Origin of the sequence: Candidatus Hepatobacter penaei, from assembly GCF_000742475.1 — a bacterium.
Taxonomy (GTDB): domain Bacteria; phylum Pseudomonadota; class Alphaproteobacteria; order Holosporales; family Hepatobacteraceae; genus Hepatobacter; species Hepatobacter penaei.
Genome location: NZ_JQAJ01000002.1, coordinates 92,264 through 114,018, shown reverse-complemented (window position 1 = coordinate 114,018; position 21,755 = coordinate 92,264). Strand labels below are relative to the sequence as shown.

At 51.3% G+C, this 21,755-nt stretch carries 19 protein-coding genes and 1 pseudogene; 7 read left to right on the top strand and 13 right to left on the bottom strand.

Translation table 11 applies throughout. The annotated features are described in order from the left end of the window. Window positions 1-278 precede the first annotated feature (278 nt). Genes IG82_RS0102585 through ruvA form a run of 7 tightly spaced genes read right to left on the bottom strand, consistent with a single transcriptional unit; the run spans window position 279 to window position 8,106 of the window. Entirely contained in the window at window positions 279-2,381 is a 2,103-nt protein-coding gene (locus IG82_RS0102585) for a sodium-translocating pyrophosphatase (protein ID WP_031934077.1), read from the bottom strand. Continuing rightward, entirely contained in the window at window positions 2,371-2,985 is a 615-nt protein-coding gene (locus tag IG82_RS06900; protein ID WP_052545621.1) for a winged helix-turn-helix domain-containing protein, read from the bottom strand. The genes IG82_RS0102585 and IG82_RS06900 overlap by 11 nt, the downstream gene beginning before the upstream one ends. Beyond that, window positions 2,982-3,347 (bottom strand): HIT domain-containing protein, encoded by a 366-nt coding sequence (locus tag IG82_RS0102575; protein ID WP_031934075.1) that lies wholly within the window; start codon window positions 3,345-3,347, stop codon window positions 2,982-2,984. Before IG82_RS0102575 ends, IG82_RS06900 begins: the two co-directional genes overlap by 4 nt. Then, window positions 3,334-4,086: an outer membrane lipoprotein carrier protein LolA gene (locus IG82_RS0102570; RefSeq protein WP_172642865.1), complete on the bottom strand. Its 753-nt coding sequence runs from the start codon at window positions 4,084-4,086 to the stop codon at window positions 3,334-3,336. Before IG82_RS0102570 ends, IG82_RS0102575 begins: the two co-directional genes overlap by 14 nt. A gap of 5 nt (window positions 4,087-4,091) precedes the next feature. Next, window positions 4,092-6,458, bottom strand: a complete 2,367-nt coding sequence (locus IG82_RS06610) for an FtsK/SpoIIIE family DNA translocase (RefSeq protein WP_052545620.1) — start codon at window positions 6,456-6,458, stop codon at window positions 4,092-4,094. Continuing rightward, complete coding sequence (gene ruvB / locus IG82_RS0102560; protein WP_031934072.1) at window positions 6,455-7,468, bottom strand: Holliday junction branch migration DNA helicase RuvB; 1,014 nt, start codon at window positions 7,466-7,468, stop codon at window positions 6,455-6,457. Before ruvB ends, IG82_RS06610 begins: the two co-directional genes overlap by 4 nt. After that, on the bottom strand, window positions 7,465-8,106 hold the full coding sequence (ruvA, locus tag IG82_RS0102555; protein WP_031934071.1) for a Holliday junction branch migration protein RuvA: 642 nt from the start codon (window positions 8,104-8,106) through the stop codon (window positions 7,465-7,467). The genes ruvB and ruvA overlap by 4 nt, the downstream gene beginning before the upstream one ends. A gap of 167 nt (window positions 8,107-8,273) precedes the next feature. On the opposite strand from ruvA, the gene rodA reads away from it, so the two are divergent. Further along, window positions 8,274-9,401 carry a rod shape-determining protein RodA gene (gene rodA, locus IG82_RS0102550; RefSeq protein ID WP_168338519.1) on the top strand — a complete coding sequence of 376 codons (1,128 nt, stop codon included), beginning with the start codon at window positions 8,274-8,276 and terminating at the stop codon, window positions 9,399-9,401. Window positions 9,402-9,471: 70 nt separating this feature from the next. On the opposite strand, the gene recF is transcribed toward rodA, so the two are convergent. The 6 genes from recF to IG82_RS0102520 all read right to left on the bottom strand — a co-directional run bounded on the left by recF (window position 9,472) and on the right by IG82_RS0102520 (window position 16,324). Next, window positions 9,472-10,578: a DNA replication/repair protein RecF gene (gene recF / locus IG82_RS0102545; protein WP_031934069.1), complete on the bottom strand. Its 1,107-nt coding sequence runs from the start codon at window positions 10,576-10,578 to the stop codon at window positions 9,472-9,474. Window positions 10,579-10,609: 31 nt separating this feature from the next. Beyond that, window positions 10,610-10,849, bottom strand: coding sequence for a DUF2312 domain-containing protein (locus IG82_RS0102540; RefSeq protein WP_031934068.1), 240 nt, complete (start codon window positions 10,847-10,849; stop codon window positions 10,610-10,612). A gap of 140 nt (window positions 10,850-10,989) precedes the next feature. After that, window positions 10,990-13,344, bottom strand: a complete 2,355-nt coding sequence (gene infB, locus IG82_RS0102535; RefSeq protein ID WP_052545619.1) for a translation initiation factor IF-2 — start codon at window positions 13,342-13,344, stop codon at window positions 10,990-10,992. Between the two features lie 15 nt (window positions 13,345-13,359). Then, entirely contained in the window at window positions 13,360-14,892 is a 1,533-nt protein-coding gene (gene nusA, locus IG82_RS0102530) for a transcription termination factor NusA (RefSeq protein ID WP_216476131.1), read from the bottom strand. Between the two features lie 43 nt (window positions 14,893-14,935). Next, on the bottom strand, window positions 14,936-15,409 hold the full coding sequence (gene rimP / locus IG82_RS06895) for a ribosome maturation factor RimP (RefSeq protein ID WP_052545617.1): 474 nt from the start codon (window positions 15,407-15,409) through the stop codon (window positions 14,936-14,938). A gap of 159 nt (window positions 15,410-15,568) precedes the next feature. Then, a complete protein-coding gene (locus IG82_RS0102520) occupies window positions 15,569-16,324 on the bottom strand; it encodes an outer membrane protein (protein WP_156095327.1) in 756 nt (251 codons plus the stop codon). Window positions 16,325-16,532: 208 nt separating this feature from the next. On the opposite strand from IG82_RS0102520, the gene ssb reads away from it, so the two are divergent. The 6 genes and pseudogenes from ssb (at window position 16,533) to IG82_RS0102495 (ending at window position 21,648) form a co-directional block, all read left to right on the top strand. Further along, entirely contained in the window at window positions 16,533-17,015 is a 483-nt protein-coding gene (gene ssb / locus IG82_RS0102515) for a single-stranded DNA-binding protein (protein WP_031934063.1), read from the top strand. A 48-nt stretch (window positions 17,016-17,063) separates the two neighbouring features. Then, window positions 17,064-17,862 (top strand): annotated as a pseudogene (locus IG82_RS07385) (DNA gyrase subunit A); the annotation flags it as partial. A 2-nt stretch (window positions 17,863-17,864) separates the two neighbouring features. Beyond that, the coding region (locus IG82_RS06605; protein WP_245591054.1) for a DNA gyrase C-terminal beta-propeller domain-containing protein at window positions 17,865-19,802 on the top strand (1,938 nt) is incomplete at its 5' end. 85 nt (window positions 19,803-19,887) lie between these two features. Next, complete coding sequence (ruvX, locus tag IG82_RS0102505; protein WP_031934062.1) at window positions 19,888-20,364, top strand: Holliday junction resolvase RuvX; 477 nt, start codon at window positions 19,888-19,890, stop codon at window positions 20,362-20,364. Next, window positions 20,361-21,086 carry an ABC transporter ATP-binding protein gene (locus IG82_RS0102500; protein ID WP_216476130.1) on the top strand — a complete coding sequence of 242 codons (726 nt, stop codon included), beginning with the start codon at window positions 20,361-20,363 and terminating at the stop codon, window positions 21,084-21,086. The genes ruvX and IG82_RS0102500 overlap by 4 nt, the downstream gene beginning before the upstream one ends. Window positions 21,087-21,195: 109 nt before the next feature. After that, window positions 21,196-21,648 (top strand): 2TM domain-containing protein, encoded by a 453-nt coding sequence (locus IG82_RS0102495; RefSeq protein ID WP_135958006.1) that lies wholly within the window; start codon window positions 21,196-21,198, stop codon window positions 21,646-21,648. The last annotated feature ends 107 nt before the right edge of the window (window positions 21,649-21,755 follow it).

The following is a 21,755-nucleotide window of genomic DNA, read 5'->3' as shown; positions in this document are numbered from 1 at the left end:
TTCTGCCAACAAAAGTGAGGTGGAGGCTTTAAAAAAGAAGGTGTGCACAATCAAGGTGGATATGAGTCAAGAAAAGGCGCCAAAGCGGGAGGCAAGATAGACGAACAGGGGGGCTGCACAACGTCTTGGGCGATGGTGTATATTTTATAGGCGGAAGGAAGACGCACAACATGTCCTCTCCTTGTCCTTTTCGGGGGCACTGCTCTCCCATCATGATGGAAGGTGAGAGACGTTCCTAAAGGCTTTTTTGCTTGAGCCTCACAAAGGCCCTTTCCCCATTAACGCCCCAAAAACACCAGCAACAATAAGGCCACAATATTGATGATCTTGATCATGGGGTTAATGGCTGGTCCGGCGGTGTCTTTGTAAGGATCCCCCACCGTATCGCCCGTGACAGCGGCTTTGTGTGCTTCGCCGCCCTTGCCGCCATGGTGACCGTCTTCAATATATTTCTTGGCGTTATCCCAAGCGCCTCCACCAGATGTCATGGAAATAGCCACAAACAGGCCTGTGATGATGGTGCCCAGCAAGGTACCGCCCACGGCCAGCAACGCTTGGCTTTGTGTTGCAAAGGACGCCATCACAAAATACACCACAAAAGGCGCGGTAACCGGCAGCAAGGAGGGCACAATCATCTTGTAGATCGCTGATTTGGTCAACATATCCACAGCCCGCCCATAATCAGGTTTGGCCTTGCCTTCCATGATGCCCGGAATCTCTTTAAACTGTCGGCGCACTTCATCCACCACAGCGCCAGCGGCTTTGCCCACGGCCGTCATGCAAAACGCGCCAAACAGATAAGGAAGGAGCCCGCCCACAAACAACCCCACCAGCACATAAGGATCACTGAGGTGAAACTCAAGCACCAGATCAGGCAAATAGACCTTTAAATCCGCCGTATAAGAGGAAAACAGCACAATGGCTGCCAGCGCTGCGGAACCAATGGCATAGCCTTTCGTCACGGCTTTCGTGGTGTTGCCCACAGCATCCAAGGCATCGGTGACCTTACGCACATCAGGGGGTAACCCCGCCATCTCAGCAATGCCGCCCGCGTTGTCCGTGATGGGTCCATAGGCGTCAAGGGCAATGATCATCCCTGACAAAGCCAACATGGTGGTGGCTGCCAAGGAAATGCCATAAAGGCCCGCATACGCATAGGCCGACAAAATGCCCGCACAAATGACCAACACAGGGATTGCACACGCTTCCATCGAAATGGCCAAGCCTTGAATAATGTTGGTGGCGTGCCCTGTCTTGGAGGCCAGAGCGATGCTTTTGACGGGGCGATAGTGCGTAGACGTGTAATATTCGGTCACCCAAACCAACAGACCCGTGGTCAACAGGCCCACCAACGAGGCCATAAACATATCTAATCCTGTGACCTGCAGATCACCCACAGAAATGAGGCTATCCAGGCCAAGGAATGAGCGTGTGATAAAGAATCCCAAAAGGGCTGACACCAAACCTGTAGCAATCACGCCCTTGTAAAGCGCCCCCATGATGTGACGTTTCTTTCCCAGGCGCACAAAGGTTGTGCCCACAAGGGAGCCAAGAATACACCCCCCCGCCAACAGCAGCGGGTAAAGCATCATGTCATAGGCATAGCTTTGAAAGAGAATAAAGGCGATTTGCATATTGGCCACGATGGTCACCACATAGGTTTCAAAGAGGTCAGCTGCCATGCCAGCACAGTCCCCCACATTGTCACCCACGTTATCGGCAATGACAGCCGGGTTGCGAGGATCATCTTCAGGAATGCCCGCTTCAATCTTACCCACAAGGTCGGCGCCCACGTCGGCCCCTTTGGTGAAAATCCCGCCGCCAAGGCGTGCAAAAATGGAAATGAGCGAAGCCCCAAAGCTGAGTCCCATCAATCCTTCTATGGTTTGACGCATGGGAACGCCCATGGACGAAAGTAGCATAAAGAAACCCACAATGCCCAAAAGTCCCAGGCCGGTCACCAAAAAACCCGTCACGCTGCCGGCTTGAAACGCCACATTCAGCGCTTCCGCCAAGCCTAACCGCGCAGATTCTGTGGTGCGGACATTGGCCCTGACTGAGATATACATGCCGGCATACCCTGCGCTGCCCGAAAGTACAGCGCCCAAAACAAAGCCTGCCGCTACCGCAGCGCTGAGCCACCAAAAAAGAAGCAGGGCCGCACACACGCCCACCACAGCAATGGCTCTGTATTGACGGCGCAAATAGGCCTCAGCTCCCTCTTGAATGGCGCCAGCGATTTCTTTCATGCGGGCCAGCCCTTGGGGCAAGGCCATAATTTTGCGGGTGACCCACAGGCTGTAAAGCAAAGCACTGAAGGCGGCAACGAGAAGAAATATTCCTGCCGAAGACGTGGGATCAAAGAAGAAATCAGAGGCCATAACGAGGTGTCCTTACACTATCACTGTCTTTGTTGTAAGGCACTTTTGGTGTTCTTTCAACGAGAATTTTATACCCTAACGGCGTGCTCAGAAGAACCTGAGGCTTTGACGGGGTCGTCTCCACTTTTTGCCGCAGGTGATAGATGTGGGTTTCAAGGGTTTTGGTTTCAAAATCGGGGGTGTATTGCCAAATGTTTTTCAGCAAGGCTTCGCGGCGCATACATCCTGAAGGCGCGTGAATAAGGCACAACAAAAGAGCCGTTTCTTTGGCGGATAAGGTGCAGGATCTGGGGCCAATAAGGCGCTGGGTTTCAGGATCAAAAAGATAATCACCCACGGTATAGCTTTTGCTCACATGTGTCCCCATTTCCTCAATCATAGACAGCACATGGGGCAAGACCAGCGGTTTTTTGACATCATGCGTGGAGAGCGCCGTGGTGAGTGTTGCACCGTGACGATCAAGTGTGATGGTGGCCCAGCATGCCTTTTTTTCAAAGGCGCGTGCCATCTCGTCATGGGTTTTGTAAAGTACTGACCCAGGAAGCTGAGCCGCTAATAAGGTGCCTTCAAACGTGTGAGCTGCAAAAATCCCCACGTGTGTCATGAGGGTGTGTGCAGCATGGGCCCAAGCGGTGCGCCACCCAGAATATGCACATGAAAATGCGGCACCTCTTGCCCGCCATGGGCGCCCTCATTCGTGATCAAACGAAAGCCGTCAGGGGTAAGATTCAACTTTTTTACAGTTTCGGATACGGCGTCCCAAAACCCTGCGATTTCTTCAGAAGCGGCTTGCGCTAAAAAATGGGAGACACAGATAAAAGGGCCTTTAGGAATCACCAATGCATGCACAGGAGCCTGAGGCGCCACATCATAAAAAGAGAGCGCTACGTCATTTTCATAAATTACCTTGGCAGGGATGTCTCGGCGCAAAATGCGCGCAAAGATGTTGGCATCATCGTAAAGCACGGGTCGCTCCTATGTTGGCAAACTGTTTTGGATGAATGGGCTTGTTGAGACAAATATTACCAAGTCGCACTTTAATGAGGTTGCCATAAACATCACGAATGTGCCACCCCTCAAAGGCAAAGCTGTGGGCATGAAAAATAAGCGTGACATAGCCTCCATGGTTTTGACGGGGCTCTTCCAGGGTCCAAAAAAGCTGGTCACCTTCCTGCACAAAAGACCGTTCTTTCACAAAATGGCCCAGCTTGAGCTCTTTGCGCAAAATAAGCGAAAGCGGTGTCGAGGTGACGGGCAGGGTCTCTGTGGTGTTGGTTTGCTTATTGTGCACGGTCAGCGTACGTCCGCGGCTGAGAATATCAAGCGATGACGGGCGTGTGTAGGTAAGCCTTAAGGCGCCAAACCCTTGTTCACCCTTTTGGGGACGCTTAAGGGCCACCGTGCCTTGCGCGGCCCGCGTTTTCTGTGTTTCAAAAAACAAGGCCTGCAGGGTGTGAATGCGGTTAAGGCTGGCCAGGCATTGGGTGCGTGCATCTTTTCTGACAGACGGTGTGTGGCGCCCAGGGAGGGGTGCCGTGTTTTGTGTGGGGCGCTGAGCGGGCGATTTTCCTCGAGAAGGCCCTTGAGAGGAGACGGGCATCGGCTGCCCGGGTTTACGCATATTCTGCGGCATCACAACGGCTGCCTGAGCAGGCGCCAAAGCGTGCAAACCCCACATCACCATCATGATACCTAAGGCCCACATATGTTTCATGCGCTTTCCTCCCTCAAAATGGTGCGCTTGCCTGCATGATTTGGGGGCGAGACAATGCCCTGTGCCTCCATGTCTTCCATGAGGCGCGCCGCCCTGTTATAGCCAATTTGAAAGCGTCGCTGGATATAGCTAGTTGAGGCCTTTTTGTCGCGCAGCACCAATCTCACCGCCTCTTGAAAAAGATCGTCATTCTCATCAGCGCTGTCTCCACCCATCTCTTTTTCTGAATCGTCAGGGGCAAACACCACCGAAGCGGGATGATCGGCCTGCGTCGATTTGAGAAAGGATACCACCGCTTCAACTTCAGCATCGCTCACAAAGGGGCCGTGGACGCGTTGCATGCGATCGCCGGGGGGCATATATAACATATCACCTCGCCCCAGAAGTTGCTCAGCTCCTTGTTCGCCTAAAATGGTGCGGCTGTCAATCTTGGAGGTGACTTGGAAGCTGAGGCGCGTGGGAAAGTTGGCTTTGATGGTGCCCGTCAACACATCCACAGAGGGCCTTTGCGTCGCCATAATCAAGTGAATGCCCGCCGCACGTGCCATCTGAGCCAGCCGCTGGATGGCCCCTTCGATCTCTTTGCCTGCCACCAGCATCAGGTCAGCCATTTCATCCACCACAATGACGATATAAGGCAGAGGCGTTTCGGGCAGTTCCCGTTCTTCCACAATGGGCATGCCGTCTTCATCAAACCCTGTTTTCACGCGCTGTGTCAGGCGTTTGTTTTGCCGGCGTGCTTCCTCAATTTTCTTGTTATAGCTATCAATGTTGCGTACGCCAATGGCTGACATAGATTTATAGCGTTGCTCCATTTCATGCACTGCCCATTTCAAGGCCTGGACGGCTTTTTTCGGATCCACAATCACGGGTGTGATGAGGTGAGGGATATCGTTATACACAGAAAGTTCGAGCATTTTTGGATCAATCATCAACAGTTGACAACTTTCAGGCGGTAAACGAAACAGAAGGGAGAGAATCATGGTGTTGATTCCCACAGACTTGCCCGACCCTGTGGTGCCCGCCACCAACAGGTGGGGCATTTGCGCCAAATCAACAGTCACAGGGGCGCCGGCAATGTTTTTGCCCAACGCCAGGGGCAGGCGCGCCTTGTTGGTGACAAAGGTTTTGTGTGACAACACCTCTTTCAAAAAAACGGTTTCCCGTTCTTTGTTTGGCAGCTCAATGCCGATGATGTTGCGTCCGGGAATCACAGACACGCGTGTGGCCAGGGCGCTCATAGAGCGGGCAATGTCGTCAGCCAAACTCACAACCCGTGACGATTTGATGCCTGGCGCGAGCTCAAGTTCATAAAGCGTCACCACAGGGCCCGGTCGCGCTTTTTGAATTTGTCCTGCAATGCCAAAATCCTTCAAAACGCCCATCAAGGCTTTGACCTGTTCTTCAAGCTCTGTGGCAGGGGGGGGCGTTAAGTGGGCCGCGGCATCATGTAGTAAATCTAAAGAGGGGAGGTTATCTGCATGGGGCACACAGGGCGCAGGGTCAGATCCATGATGACGCTTTTTAATGGCCAAAAAAGAGTCAGAAAGCGAGAGTGTTTCTTCCGGCTCCTCCTTCTTAAGGCTTGGTTCACGGGTTTTGGGGGGGGTATGAGGCAAAACCGTGGCCTTGGGGGGCGGCGCTGTTTCGCGCACTTCAGATAAGGAAGGGGTAGGTTCGCTAAGAGCTGAAGGTGCCACATTCTCTGTGATGCTGGGAGGGGGGGAAACGTGAATGTATGTCTCAATCAACAACGAAAGATGGTTTTTCCAGGTCTTGAGCACCCCCCACATTTTTTTCCCATAATGTGTTAAGATGACTCCCATAAAGTCATAAAGCACGCGCATATGGGTGAACGCCCGTTCAAGATGCCTCATACGCAATGACACCACATACACGCCAGAGATAAGGGTGATGGCCATCATCAATAACCTGATTATCCAGATATCCGGGGGACAGAGATGGATCATCCATTCACCCAACACGCCGCCAGCAAAGGCCTTTTGGGAAGCGCTCAACCATGTGAGGCTTGCAATCATGGCCATCAAAGCCGCCCACCTGAGAAAAGGGGGGTAGACAGCGGCCCTGATAAGACGTTGAAGGGTCCACAACAGCCACAGGGTTGCTAACACATAGGTGGCCCACCCCATGGTTTGTATGAACATATCTGCCATAAGGGCGCCCCAGGGGCCCAACAAATTGAGCGTTTCTCCTTGGGTGGCCATGTTAGGGGTGGGGTCATGGGGATGATAAGAGGCAATAGCCAAGGCTACGACAACACTGCCCAAGGTTTTGGTAAACCACGCCAAAGCACGCAGGCTTTTCGTCACAAAGGTTTTGATCAATGCTGCCCACACCGTCATAAGCTATCTTCCTGCATGGGTGGGGACAGATTAAGGTGGCGATAGCCTGCATCGGTGAGGGTACGGCCGCGGGGGGTGCGTTGAATTAACCCTTTTTGCATTAAAAAAGGCTCCACCACATCTTCAAGGGTTTGTTTTTCCTCAAACAAAAGGGAAGACAGAGTTTCAATGCCCACAGGGCCACCGGCAAACTGATGCGCGAGATAGCTTAAGTAACGTTTATCCAACGTGTCGAGTCCCTCATTGTCGATGCCTAGCTCACAAAGTGCTTTTTCAAGAAATGGTTGTGTGAGTGTTGAGTGCCCTGCCACCAAAGCAAAATCATGGACGCGTCGCAACAGCCTGAGGGCAATGCGGGGTGTGCCGCGCGCCCGTTCTGCCAAATAGAGAGCGGCCTCACCGTCAAAGGATGTGTCCAGCTTATGGGCGGCGTGGGTCAAGATGTTGGTGAGGTCTTGCGGGGAATAAAATGTCATTTGCCCTACAATGCCGAATCTGTCACGTAAAGGTCTTGATAACAGGCCTTGCCGTGTGGTGGCCCCCACCAGAGTGAAAGGAGAGAGGGTGAGGCGCACAGAACGGGCTGCCGGGCCTTCGCCCACCATCAGGTCAAGCTTGCCGTCCTCAAGGGCGGGGTAGAGCACTTCTTCAATGGTTTTGTTCAGGCGGTGAATTTCATCAATAAATAAAACATCTTGAGGGGCCAGATTGGTGAGCAAGGCTGCCAGCTCTCCCGACCGGGCGATCACAGCGCCGGATGTCATGTGAAATTTTGTGCCCAGCGTGTGGGCAATAATTTGTCCCAAGGTGGTTTTTCCCAAACCTGGCGGCCCCGATAAGAGCACGTGATCCAGAGGCGCCGCTTTTTTGTGGGCCGCTTGAATAAAGGTTTTGAGGTTGCGGCAAAGAGCTGCTTGCCCTACAAAATCCTCAAAAGCCAAAGGCCTTAGCTGTGCTTCCTTTTGATCAAGCGGGGTGAAGGTGGGCTGTGCCAGCGATGGATGTGTCATGCACGCCCCACTTTTGTGGCCAAGCGTTGCAGGGCTTTTTGCAGAAGTGCTTCTAAGGGCAGGTCAGGGGTTTCTTTAAGCAAATGCGTCACAAGCGGGCGCGTTTCTTCCTGGGTATAGCCAAGACCCACCAAAGCGTTGAGCGCATCGTGAAGGTGAGGCAAAAGGGTGGTCAGCACGCCTGAGGCCGACGCGTCATGAAAGGGGTCAGAAGCGGCAGTCATCTCCAGCAGCTTTTTCTCTTGCCCTTTGAGTTCCAAGGATAAGCGTCTGGCCATTTTGGGCCCCACACCTTCTGCTTGACGAAACGCATCATGATCGCCGCTTACCCCTGCGTCTATAAGGCCTTGGAACCCCAAATGTGAGAAAAGGTTCAACGCCAGGCGCCCGCCCACGCCAGGAATGCGTGTGATGGTAAGAAACAGGGTGCGCGCTTCAAAACTTTCAAGGCCATAAAGGGTGGTGGCATCGTCACGGGTTTGCATGACGCACCACAGCTCCATCAGCTCACCCAGCATTGCCCCTGCTTTGTGGATTAAGGGCGTGGGGCACAACGCAAGATAGCCCACACCTTGTACGTCAAGTACAATGCCTTCAGCCGTGGCTTTTTTTACAGAGCCTTTGAGGTACACAATCATAGGGTCACGCTAGCAGTTTTTGACGGTGAAAGCAAAGGATCACCACGCGTTTTCCACAAGGGTTAGGCACCTTTCATGCATGGCGTGGTCCCGTTGAAGGATTTTTATATAGCAAAAAGAAAAGACTTTCTGTTATTTATAGATCACCCTTTTTATGCACGATGTCTATGCTGCCATTTTTTCGCTTTATTGGGCGCGGCCACTATCCTTTTATTTTGAGCCTGCTTTTGCTTTCGGTGTGTGCGTTGGGCCTGTTGATGCTGTATTCAGCTGGGAATGGGTTGCATCCATGGGCATCGCGACAAATGGTGCATATGGGGGTGGGGTTTGTGCTTTTTGTGGTGATCAGTTATATCGATCTTCGTTTTTGGCTTACCCACGCCACGTTGCTTTTTGGGTTAACGCTGGCTTTGTTGATCGCTGTTGAGCTTTTAGGATTTATCGGTATGGGCGCGAAGCGGTGGATTCACCTCTACCTTTTTCAGGTTCAACCGTCTGAACTCACAAAGCTGTCGCTCATTTTGTTGGTGGCTTCGCATTTTCATTTTCTGGGAGAAAAAGCGCCCAAGCTCGACAATCTGGTGATTCCCGTATTGGCTATTGTTGCGTCCTCTTTTTTGGTGCTCCGTCAGCCTGACTTGGGCACGGCCCTCATCCTCGTGGCGGTGGGGGTGAGCATGTTGTTTGCGGCCGGCACATGGTGGGGGGTGTTTGTGACGGGGGGGTTCACGTTCCTCTTAAGCTTACCTGTGGCGTGGACCTTTTTAAGGGCCTATCAAAAACGACGTATCCTCACCTTTCTTAACCCTGATTCTGATCCGTTAGGTGGTGGGTATCACTTGCTGCAATCTAAGATTGCCGTGGGCTCAGGGGGGGTTTTTGGTAAAGGATTGGGGCAAGGCACGCAGTCTCAGCTTGATTTTTTGCCCGAAAAGCAGACCGATTTTATTTTTACGCTGCTGTGTGAAGAATGGGGCCTTATGGGGGCGCTCTTGCTGTTTGTGCTGTTCATGGGCCTCTTGGTTTATGGGTATTGGACAGCGTTTCGCTGCAACGCCCTGTTCACCAAATTGGTGGTGGTGGGCGTGATGTCCATGTTTTTCTTTCACATTTTTATGAATGTGGGCATGGTGCTGGGCGTGTTGCCCATTGTGGGCATTCCGTTGCCTTTGATGTCTTATGGCGGGACATCGCTGATGACATTTATGGTGGGTTTTGGATGGGTAGCGGCGGCCCGCGCCCAGCATCATGTGCGTTTGCCCTTTGGGGGTGAGCACAGCCGTGATTTTTTTTAACGCCTGACGTGTCAAAGTCCAGGCCGGAAAAGATCAGCACAGGGCCAAAATGAAGGTGGGCATGTGGGCCTCACGCAGAACGAGAAAACGAGGTAAGATCGATGGTGTGAGCGCCTTGGGGGAGGTAAGGCAAGGCCTGTGTGCCTGTGACCCACATCTGAAGATGGGTGTTTTCAATGCGCTTGAGCACGGTAGCGGTGTGATGAGCGTCTAAATGAGCCGACAACTCATCCAGCAAAAGAAGACAGGGTTTATCAGGAAAGCGATCCAGTTGCAGACGGCAGGCGCTGAGCACAAGAGAGAAAAGCGCTCCTTTTTGCTGGCCTGTCGATCCCTGCTCAATGGGGGCATGGTTGAAGGTGATATGCATTTTTGTTGCCTGCGGGCCGAAGGTTAAGGGCTTGCCTTTTTGATAGGTGTGCCGTGCGGCCGCAAAACGCGCTTGGCACGCATCTTCCCAGTGCGTGGGGTTTGCTTGATAAAGATCATCTGATTCACCCGTAAGGTTTACCACAAGGGGAGCACTTTCTGCAGTGTAGGCAGGGAGCATGGCATTAAGGCTGGCCACAAACGTGGTGCGTTTTTTATGAATCAACGTGCCTTTTTCAGCCAACAGCTTTTCAAGACTCTCAAGCCAGCTTGGGTGAGGAGAGGCACGGCTGACAAGGTGGCGCCACTGGCGCAGAATTTTTTCATAGGCCAGCAAGAGTGGGACATAGGCTTTGTCATAGGTCATCACCAGGCGATCAAGAAAACGTCTTCGCGTGGACATGCTCTCTTTAAATAGCAGGTCCATAGAGGGCGTGATCCACAGCACCTGGCAATAATCATGCAGGTCAAGCTGTTTGTGAAGGGGCACGTCATTGATATGAATGGTTCGTCCGGCTCCTTGAAGGTTGGCGGTCATGCCGACATGAACAGGGCCGTGAGGGCTGTGGAGCTTAGCAAAAAGGCCCCATGGGTCGGAGCGCGTTTGGTTTTGAACATCCGCAGATGAAGCATAACGAAGGCCGCGGCCCGGTGATAGAAGCGACAGCGCCTCAAGGATGTTGGTTTTGCCTGCGCCGTTGGGCCCCACAATGCATACGGGGCCAGGGTTTTCTTGGCTCCATTCAAAGGTTTGATGAGAGCGAAAATTGGTGAGAGAGAGGTGAACAATGCCCGATAAGTTCGTCATATACACACATGTCAGACGAAGATGGCGTCCATTAAGAAGGATCTAAGGCGGCTAAATAGGTGCCAAGAAGTTGCTCTTGCTCTAAATACGCGTCCTTCCCCATCTTGCGACACTTGATGACCTGCTTCATGATTTTAGGGTCATAGCCTGCAAACTTGGCTTCGGCAAATGCGTCACGAATGAGGCTGAGAAGCTCGGTTTTCTCACTTTCAAGAGATTCGATTTTTTCAATCAATGATTTAAGGTGGGTTGATTTTTCATCAGTGGTCATAACAGGAGCATCAAACAGCGATAGATTTCTTCAAAGTATGGCGCGTCTTCCTCTAAAACGCAAAGCTTATCTAGGGCAGCGTTTTATGCCGGTCTTATCGCGTGGAAAGCCTTTGGTGCCAAGGGTCAGCACATGGATTGCTACAGATCAAGGGTGCGTTTCACGTTTTTGAATTCAAAGACCTCCAACACATCGCCGATCTCAAACGCATTGTAATTTTTGATACAGATGCCGCACTCATATTTTTCGCGCACGTCTTTGACGTCATTTTTATCACGCCGCAAAGATTGAATGACGCCTTGGTGGAGCACAGTGTCTCCCCGCTTGACACGCACATGGGCATCGCGTTTCACAATGCCATCTGTCACATAACAGCCCGCAATTTGATTAGCTTTTTTCACCACAAAGACTTGGCGAATCTGAGCATGGCCCAAGATGACCTCTTTCTTTTCCGGAGAGAGCAAGCCGCTCATAAGGTCTTGGACGTTTTCAATCAGGTGATAAATCACATCATAGGTCTGAACTTCCACACCGAGCTTTTGTGCCATATCAAGCAAGGCATTGCTCGGTTTCATATGAAACCCAAGCAAAAGGGCCTGAGATGTCTTTGCCAATAACGCATCACTTTCTGTGAGGGCGCCGACCCCTTTATGCAAAACTTTTACCTTCACCTCAGGGTGTTCCGTGCGGGTGAGCGCTGTATACACAGCCTCAAGCGAGCCTTGGGTATCAGCTTTTAAGATCACCGTCAGCTCTTTTTGCGCGTTGTCCCCTTTGATCAATTGCTCCAGTGACAAAGGGCCAGTGGCACTTTCTTGCTCTTCGTTTTGCGCTATGCGTAGTCGTGTGATGTCACGAGCTTGGGCCTCATCTTTGACCACAAAAAAATCGTCGCCTGCCATGGCCGGCTCACTGAGTCCTAAGATTTCTACCGGCTGTGACAATGAGGTGGCGGTGATGCTTTTGCCCTGATCATCCGCCAGCCAGCGTACACGACCCCATACTTGGCCGGCCACAAATGTGTCACCTTTGGTGAGGGTGCCATTTTGAACTAAAACAGTCGCGAGTGTGCCTCGTTTTTTATCTTGTCGGCATTCTAATACAGCACCTTTGGCGGGTGCATCTAAAGACCCACTAAGCTCAAGAAGTTCAGCTTGGCCTAAAATGGCTTCTTGCAGTGTGTCTAAATTTTGGCCTGTCTTCGCCGAAATCTCCACATCCAACACATCGCCGCCAAGGCTTTCCACCACAATGTCATGGGAAAGCAGAGCTTGCTTCACTTGGTCAGGCGCTGCGCCTGGTTTGTCCATTTTATTGATGGCCACAATAATGGGGGCCTGTGAGGCCTTAGCGTGGTTAATAGCTTCGATGGTTTGGGCCATAATCCCATCATCCGCCGCCACCAGGAGGATAATGATGTCTGTAACATGGGCACCGCGTGCACGCATGTGGGTGAACGCTTCGTGTCCTGGTGTGTCAATAAAGGTGATTTTTTCCCCTGACGTGAGGGTGATCTGATAGGCACCAATGCTTTGGGTAATGCCCCCCGCCTCTTTATCTGCAACGTTGGTTTTGCGCATCGCATCAAGAAGGGACGTTTTCCCGTGATCCACATGTCCCATGATGGTGACAACAGGTGGGCGCTTTGACAGGGTGTGTGAAGATGCCGCCAAGGCTTGGGCTTCAAGATCCATCAGCTCTTCTTCCTGGGTTTTTTTGCGCGCACAGGTGTGCCCCATTTCCAGCACAATCAATTCTGCAGTGTGCGCATCCAAAGATTGGCCGTCTGTGAGGGTGAGATCTAAGGTCGATGCTGCCCTTAACACAGCGGACAACTTTTCTGACATCAGGCCGGCCAGCTCACGTGCCGTGATTTTTTCAGGCAGCAACACGTGTTGCACTGTTTTGACCTTCTGACGCCTGGTGTGGCTGCGCAAGGGTGTGCGCATCACTTTTTTCGGTTCATCCTCCCCAGAAGTGGGCAAAGTATCTTCAACTTCATAAAGACGGGCAAGGTTATGTTTTGCGGTTTTTTCTTCCCATTTTTTGCGGGCAGGTTTTTTGCTAAAAGAATCAGCATCCTCATTATCCGTTTTTGGGGAGGTATGGTGCCGAACGCTTTTCTTGTCTTTACTGCGTGGGCCGTGTGCAACCTCTTCTTGAGGTATCGGTTTTTCCGCCACCTCTGGGGCTTTTTCTTTTTCTTTCTCTTGGGCCAATGCTGTTTTTAAGGCTTTTTGACGGGCATCTTTTTCTTGATCCGTCAGACGGCCGGCCGGCCCCTCCGAAGAAGGTGCTTTGGCCAAAGGTTCAGAGGCAGGTGGCGGCGGTGCTGAACGACTGCGTCGTCTTTTCACTTCCACCACAACGTTTCTTGACCGGGCGCCTTGGGCACCTTGCAGGGTATCAAGACGTTTTCTGGTTTTAGGAGAGAGCTCAAGGGTGAGTGACTTGGCCCGCTCTTTCAACGTGCTTTCCGAGTCGTCTTTGGTCATGAATTCCTGTTCCCCTTAAGGTGTGTGGTTTGTTATGTCTTTTTGTGCATCATAGGCGTGTGTTTTATCGCGTGCTTCGAGAATCAGCTGATCAGCCTGCTCACGAGTCAACCCTTCTTTAAGAATATCCAAAAGCTCATCATTCGCAAGGTCAGCAAAATCATGAAGAGTTAACACTTTGTTCTGTGCCAACTTGATGAGCATGTCAGGCGACAAAAGATCGCTTAATTCCTGAAGATCTTGTTGCCCCCCCATAGATATCCATGTATCTATTTTTTTCTGCATCTCCTCATCACAAAAGCGACGTGCTCGTTTTTGAAGCTCTTGCGCCAGGGTTTCTGTGAACCCTTCAAGGGATTCAAGCTCGCTCACATTCACCATGGCCACATCTTCGATGGATTCAAAGCCTTCGGCAATGAGAAAGCGTGCCATGACGTCATCAATATCAAGGACGTTCACAAACTTCTCAGAAAGGGCATTGGTGAATTGTGTGCGCTGGGTATTATCGTCAGATTCTGTGACGATATCAATGTGCAGGCCCGTGAGGGTGGAGGCAAGGCGCACATTTTGTCCCCGTCGCCCAATGGCTAAACTTTGCTGATCATCCGGTACCACCACTTGCACAGCATTTTCCTTATCTCCGGTGACAATTTTGGTGACACTGGCCGGGGTGAGGGCGTTCACCAAAAACGTAAAAGGGTCGTCAGACCACCGAATCACATCAATGCGCTCATCCCGCAGCTCAGCCGTCACAGCTTGAACACGATTGCCCCGCACGCCCACACAAGCGCCCACAGGGTCAAGGGATGAATCAAGAGAAAACACCCCAATCTTGGCACGGCTTCCGGGGTCACGGGCCACAGCTTTGATTTCGATCACGCCATTATAAACTTCAGGCACCTCTTGCTTGAAAAGGGCTATCATAAATTCAGAGCAAGAGCGTGAGAGAAAGATTTGGAATCCCTTTGGATCTTGCTTCACTTCGCGCACATAGGCACGAATGCGATCGCCAGGGTGAAACCGTTCCCTTGAGATCGTGTCCTCAGGAAGCAACACCCCTTCGGCTTGCCCCAGATCGATGATGACGTTGCCAAAGTCAATGCTTTTGACGGTGCCACTTACGATTTCTCCGGCTTTGTCATGATATTCAGCATACTCTTTTTCCCGCGACGCTTCTTTGATGAGCCGCGTGATGACCTGACGCATCACCTGCGCAGAAACGCGCTCAAAATCCATATGAGGCAGGGGTTCTTCAAAAGTATCGCCAAGCTGCACAGAAGGTTTTTGAGCCTGAGCTTCGACAAGAGAAATTTCCTCAAGAGGGTTTGTCACGTCATCCACCACCGTGCGTACATGAAGGAGCGAAATTTCCCCCGTTTTTTGATGAATAGCAGCACGAATGGGCGTTTCTTCCCCATATTTGAGATGCGCCACTTTCACAAGGGCTTCTTCTATAGACGCAATAATGCGGTCTTTGTCGATGCCCTTTTCGCGGGCGATTTCTTGCGCAGCAACTAAGACTTCTTGCCGTATCAAACCTTGTGTCAACGTGATTCCTTTTTCGGGGATTTTCCGGATTGTCCCTTCCATTCTATAAGATTGGAATTAATTTACAATGGTGAATATTCTCTATCGCCACCTCAAGCGACTCGTGGTGAACCAACGCGTGGATCGACGTGTCATCCACCCTGTCAAGGCGGGCGTTGAATCGTTTTTTGCCCTCAATAGGGGCTTTGAGCACCAACTGCACATCCCGGCCTTGAAAGCGTTTAAAGTCTTCCACACTAAACAAAGGGCGATCCAGCCCTGGCGAGGACACTTCAAGATTCAAGGTGTCTGTAAAGAGCTCTTCTTGGGTGAGCAACAAGCGAAGTTGTTTATGAAAACGCACACACAGATCAAGGGACGGCGCTGTGCCGTCGGGGTGTTCGAAAGCGACATGAAGTTTGGGTGTGCCTTGGTTCGAAGAGGTCACCATATAGGCCAGGCGATAGCCAGCGTCTTGAAAAAAGGTGCTCAAAAACGTGCGCACACGTTCTTGGTGGGAAGGAAAGGCTGTGGACATAGTGTTGGGGGGATAACAGATCTTGAGCTTATCTTAACCAAAAAGCATAGGCTTGCCCAGCTGTTAAGGGATGCCCCGCGTCAACGGCAAGGAAGGTTAAAAAAAGGCACCTTCGTCAAGGTGCCTCAACAGTTAAAGATACGTTTCGCTTGTGAGCGCTTAGCCGCCAAAGGTATAGCGAAGGCCCACAGAAAAATCTGTAGAGACGCGGCGGAAAGGCGCTGTTTCGATTTTTCCTGGTGCCACCTCCCCCGATTTATGCTGAAGGGCGGTGGCTTTTTGTACCTTATTGGAAGTGAGCAACGCCATATCCAAAGACAGGTTAGGTGTCAGATCATAGGTGGCCCCCACGCCCCAACAAAAACTGTGCATCATTTTGTCAGCGGTATAGCGTGTCAATCCGTGGGAAAATTCATAACCTATATTTTGCGAAGCCAGCCCTAAACGAAGATAGGGCTTAAGGGCATCAAACGTATAGCCAATATAAGCGCCAAACCCAAAAGTGTAAAAACTGGGCTTAGCGGTGATATGAAAAAAGGGATGCGTTGAATATTGCAAGCGTGGTCCTCTCCCATAAAAGGTCGCTTCCGACACCAAAGGCACGGTAAATTTTTGATTATAGGCATTGAGGCGCACTTCTGCATAAGGGCTGACGAAAAACCGCTTCTCAGCAAAACGCGCGCCGATGATGATATGTCCATCGAGGTTTGGTCCGTCATCAAGGGTGCCATACCCTTCACGTGAGTGGGTGCAAAAATCGCCAAACATATGTTTGATAGAAGTGGTCGAAAGCCCCAATCCCCCTTGAATAAAAGGGTGCGGCTTAAGGGCCCAGGCCGTAGAGAAAACAAGCGTGGAGGCCGCCAATAGAAAAGAGGAAAGACGCAACATCACAAAACCCAACAAAAACAACAAAAATATAGCGCCCATTGGACTTGCGGGAGATCAAACTTCAAACACAGGAGTAACAAAACCCTGTTTTTTCCAAAGGAATATTTTGTCAGCAGAAAAAGATAAAAATCGTTTTTTGACGTAGGCACCGTGCCAAGGTGTGGGGAGGGTTTGCTTTTTGTCTTGATTTTTTTTAGACTGAAGCCATCTGTTGCCTAGCTAGGGGATGATCATGGCCGCATCAATGAACAAAGTTACACTTTTGGGGAATCTGGCGCGTGACCCTGATGTCAGACACAGCAATGAGGGATCGAAGATTGTGACGCTTTCGGTGGCTACCTCTGAGCAGTGGCGTGACAAAAACACAGGCGAAAAGAAAGAGCGTGCCGAGTTTCACCGCGTGGTGATTTTTAATGAGCGTCTAGCTGATGTGGCGGAACAATATCTCAAAAAAGGGCGCAAAGTGTATGTCGAGGGGCAACTTCAGACACGTAAGTGGACGGATGCCTCGGGCCAAGATCGTTATGCGACCGAAGTGGTGCTGGGTCGCTATCGTGGAGAATTGTTGCTGCTTGACCGTGGCGATGGTGGGTCATTTGATCGCGATGCTTCAAAAAGCGCAGCCCAGGTTGCTGAAGGCAGAGCTGAGTTTGATCAAGGTACGGGTGGGGCATCGTCCGAGCTTTCCGCCCTTGATGACGATATTCCTTTTTAAAAGCGCCCATGCGTTTTGTGACATCACCATAGGTTAACGAGGGTTTATATGAAGCAGGAGAGCACAGACATTCTGGCCACCCCTATTGAAGAGGAGATGAAGCGCTCTTATCTTGATTATGCCATGAGCGTGATCGTGAGCCGTGCGTTGCCAGATGCTCGTGATGGTCTGAAACCTGTGCATCGGCGTATTCTTTATGCCATGGCTGAGGCGGGGTATGCCTCGGATAAGCCCCACCGAAAGTGTGCCCGCATTGTGGGTGACGTGATGGGTAAATTTCATCCCCATGGTGACGGGGCGATTTATCAATCTTTGGTGCGCATGGGGCAAGATTTTTCCATGGGTGCTTTGCTCATTGATAGCTATGGGAATTTTGGCTCTATTGATGGCGATAAGCCGGCCGCCATGCGTTATACCGAGGCGCGTCTTGCCAAGCTGGCGGATCATGCGCTGCTCAAAGATTATGACAAAGAGGCTGTTGATTTTGAGCCTAACTATGACAACACTCTTCAGGTGCCGAAGGTATTGCCAGCTTGTTTCCCCAACCTGTTGGTCAACGGGGCCAGCGGGATTGCGGTGGGGATGGCCACCAATATTCCCCCTCACAATTTAGGGGAAGCCATTGATGCATGTTGTTTGCTGATTGATCAGCCAGAGGCGTCCGATGAGGATGTGTTGGCTGTGTTGCCGGGGCCTGACTTTCCCACAGGTGGCATGATTATGGGTCGGCGGGGCATTCTTGATACTCTCAACAAAGGTCGTGGGAGTATTGTGGTGCGTGCCCGTACCCATGTTGAAGAGATTCGTAAAGACAGAAAAGCCATCATCGTGACAGAGGTGCCTTATCNNGTGCAAAAGGCGCGCATGCTGGAGCGCATCGCCGAGTTGGTGCAGGGCAAAGAGCTGGAGGGGATTGCCGAGCTGCGTGATGAATCTGATCGTGACGGCATTCGTGTGGTGATTGAGCTTAAGCGTGATGCAGAACCTGATGTGGTGTTGAAGCGTTTGTTTACCATGACGCAAATGCAAACAACGTTTTCGACCAACTTCTTGGCGCTGGATGGTGGCCTTCAACCACGTATGATGACCACCAAAGAGATGCTGCGGGTCTTTCTATCCTTTCGTGAAGAGGTGGTCAAGCGTCGCACCCGGTTTTTCTTGAGTAAAGCCCGTGAGCGGGCTCACCTTGTGTTAGGGTTGTTGGTGGCTGTGGTGCATATTGACCGTATTGTGTCGATGATTCGCAGCGCCCGTGACCCCAAGGCCGCAGCAGAAGCCTTGCTGGCAGTCACGTGGCCCTTGGCCGATATTAAACCTTATCTGGATTTGTTGTCGGAAGGAGAAGCGCAGATCAAAGGCGATGGCTATGTGTTGTCAGAAAACCAAGTCAAGGGCATCTTAGATTTGAAGCTTCACCGCCTGACGGGTCTTGAGCATGAAAAGCTGGAAAATGAACTCAAGGCCTTGGCCAAAGAGATTGCGGATCTGCTGGCCATCTTGGCCTCGCGCGATACCTTGATGGCACTGATTAAAAACGAGCTTTTGGATGTTAAGCGCATTTATGCGGCGCCCCGGCGCACGACCCTTATTGCCGAAGAAGATAACAGCGACTTGGCAGACTTGATCCAGCGTGAGGATATGGTGGTCACCTTCAGCCTGAAGGGTTATATCAAGCGCGTGTCTTTGGACACATACCGTGAGCAAAAGCGGGGCGGGCGCGGCCGATCGGGCATGGCCACCCGCGATGAAGACGTGGTGTCACAAGTGTTTGTAGCGTCTACCCACACGCCGTTGTTGTTTTTCTCTAAATCAGGCAAGGCGTTTGAAGTCAAGGTGTATGAACTTCCCTCAGGAACGCCACAAAGCCGCGGTAAGCCGATTGTACAGGTGCTGGGATCTCTCGAGGCCCATGACCGGGTAGCCACGCTGTTGCCTGTGCCTGAAAATCCCAGTTTGTGGGAAGAATTCTCGGTGATTTTTGTGACCTCTAAGGGGCATATCCGGCGGAATGCCTTGAGTGATTTTCAAAACATTCGTGCCAACGGAAAAATTGCCATGAAGCTTGAAGAGTCTGGTGAGCGTCTGGTGTCTGTGCACATGTGCAAAGAGGATCAAGATGTGTTGTTGACCACAAAAAATGGCCGTGCGATTCGTTTTGGTGTGTCTGAGTTGCGCTTGTTCCAAAGCCGCAGCTCCACAGGTGTGCGAGGCATTCGTTTGCAGGCTGGGGATGAGGTGGTATCGATGGCCATTTTGGGAGGCACGCAATATACGGCCGAAGAAAGAGAAGCCTATTTGCGTATGGTGTCTCAAAAACGCCGTCTTGAGCTGGCTGACGGGGATGATCTTGAAGATGCCCAAGACGGTGAGCATGGTTTGGTTTTGTCTGAGGACAGATTTCAGGCCATGGAAGCCGAAGAGCAATTTATCCTGACCGTCAGCGAGCACGGGTTTGGCAAGCGCACGTCTGCCTATGCCTATCGTCGCATTGGGCGCGGCGGGCAGGGGGTGGCGACCCTCGATATCAACAGAAAAACGGGACGTGTGGTGGATGCATTCCCGGTGACGCAACATGATCAGCTGATTCTGTTGACGGATAAAGGTCAAATCATGCGCTTTTCAGCATCACAAATCAGAATTGCTGGGCGCAAAACACAGGGCGTGATTTTGTTCCGCACCACCCCTGACGAGCATGTAACATCTGTGGTGAGGTTTGTTGAAGAGAATGAGGAGCAGGGAGACGATGACGACGGCCCGCAGACAAACGGGTCTTCAGCGGCTGCGTGACGGGTTTATGGTGACGTGTGTGCCTCGTGCTCGATGTGCGCGTGTATTTTGTCTTTTTATACGATGTGGATGATAGGTGTGTTTCGTGCCCATACTCACATGTGATGATTTTGCCGCGTCATTGAAGGAGGGATCCTTGTTGGGCATGGATGTGGGGCAAAAAACCTTTGGGCTTGCGATTTCAGATGCGGGGTGGCGTGTGGCTTCTCCTTTGAAGACACATCGTCGCACGCGATGGAAAGTGGATGCACCGGCGTTGCTCAGCCTCTGTGATGCGTATCATGTGAAGGGGGTGGTGGTAGGCTGGCCGTTGCTAATGAATGGGGATGAGTCGAGGCGCTGCCACAGCACGCGGCACACGGTTGAGAATATCCTTGCCCTGAAGGATTACCCCTGCCTTTTGTGGGATGAGCGTTTATCCACCAAGGCCTCGCTGGATCTTTTGAAAAACAAAGCCGATCTCAGTCGAGAAAAACGTCGCCAGGTCATTGACAGCGTGGCGGCTTCGTGGATCCTACAAGAAGCACTGGATGCCTTACGCCAACGAACCGGAGGGTTATGATGAAGGAACAAGGACCCCTTTCCAAAGCACCGAAACCAGCCTCGCTTTTGCCCTATGCGTGCGTGTTTCGTGACGTTTCCTATCATTATCTCATCGGTCGTGGGCGCGTGCCCGTGCTGAAGAAGGTGAATTTCTTTATCAAAAACGGTGAATCCGTGGCCTTGACGGGGGATAGTGGTTCAGGCAAATCCACATTACTTCATTTGGTGGGGCTCTTAGATGTGCCTTTTTCAGGTGACGTGTTCATCGAAGACCGCGATGTGTCCACCCTCAGCGATTATCAGCGCACGTTGCTGCGACGGCGTCATTTTGGTTTTGTGTTTCAATTTCATCATCTGTTGCCTGAGTTAAGCGCCGAAGAAAATGTGATTTTGCCTCAGCTGTTGGCGCATACTCCGCTTCATGAGGCGCGGATCAGAGCGCACGAGCTTTTGAAGCGTGTGGCACTGGGTCACCGCCTTCAGCACAAGCCGTCCGAGCTTTCAGGGGGCGAGCAACAGCGTGTGTCCATTGCGCGTGCGTTGGCCAATTATCCTAAGGTGTTGTTAGCCGATGAGCCCACAGGCAGCTTGGATGAAAAAACAAGCCAGTCCATTGTGTCACTTATCCACCAGGTGGCAGAAGAAAATAAAATGGCTCTGTTTATTGTGACCCACAATCAAGACATTGCTCGTCAGCAAATGCGCACACTGGTGCTTACGCAAGGTCGCATTCAAGCGTGAAAAATCCACGCGCATAAGATTTTTTGATGTATGTGAAAAAATGATTAATATTTTTTGTGCTATTCTGTATAGTGTCGCCCAGAGCTTGGGCAGATAAAGAAGGGATGCTATGTTGGTGAAGGAAAAACGCGCGTTGAAAGATACGGACGGGCATGTGTACAGGTTTTATCGCGATCTGTTTCATGCAGGGATTGTTTTTGTGGCGTTGCTCGTGTGGTGGCTTGTGGGGGCGGGTTGGTACTTTTGGCCGCTATGGGTTTTGCTGGGCATCGCGATCTCTTTTTTTGTGCGGGCTTGTTCTTCGGGCATGATTGGCTGGGGGAAGCGGCTTCAAGACCATCTCAGCCGTTTGTTGGGCCGCGTAGAAGTCAACCAGATTGATAAGATGCAAACACTGTCTGAACATGCCCACCTTTGGCTGCATCAGAAGATGAGCGCAGCGGGAACACGTTCTGTACACCCATCTTCAAAAGTAGAGCCAAAACCTGCCACGGTGTCTTCAAAAAAGCCTAGAAAAAAGGTAATGAAATCCTCTAAAAAGAACAAAAAAACAATAAAATAAAAGCTCAATCGTTATGTGAGGTGCTGTCAAAGCCTTTGACAGCAAGCCTTGAGGACTTTTGTGTTCAAAAAGGTTTATTTTTTATTAAAAACAATGTATAAAGTGCT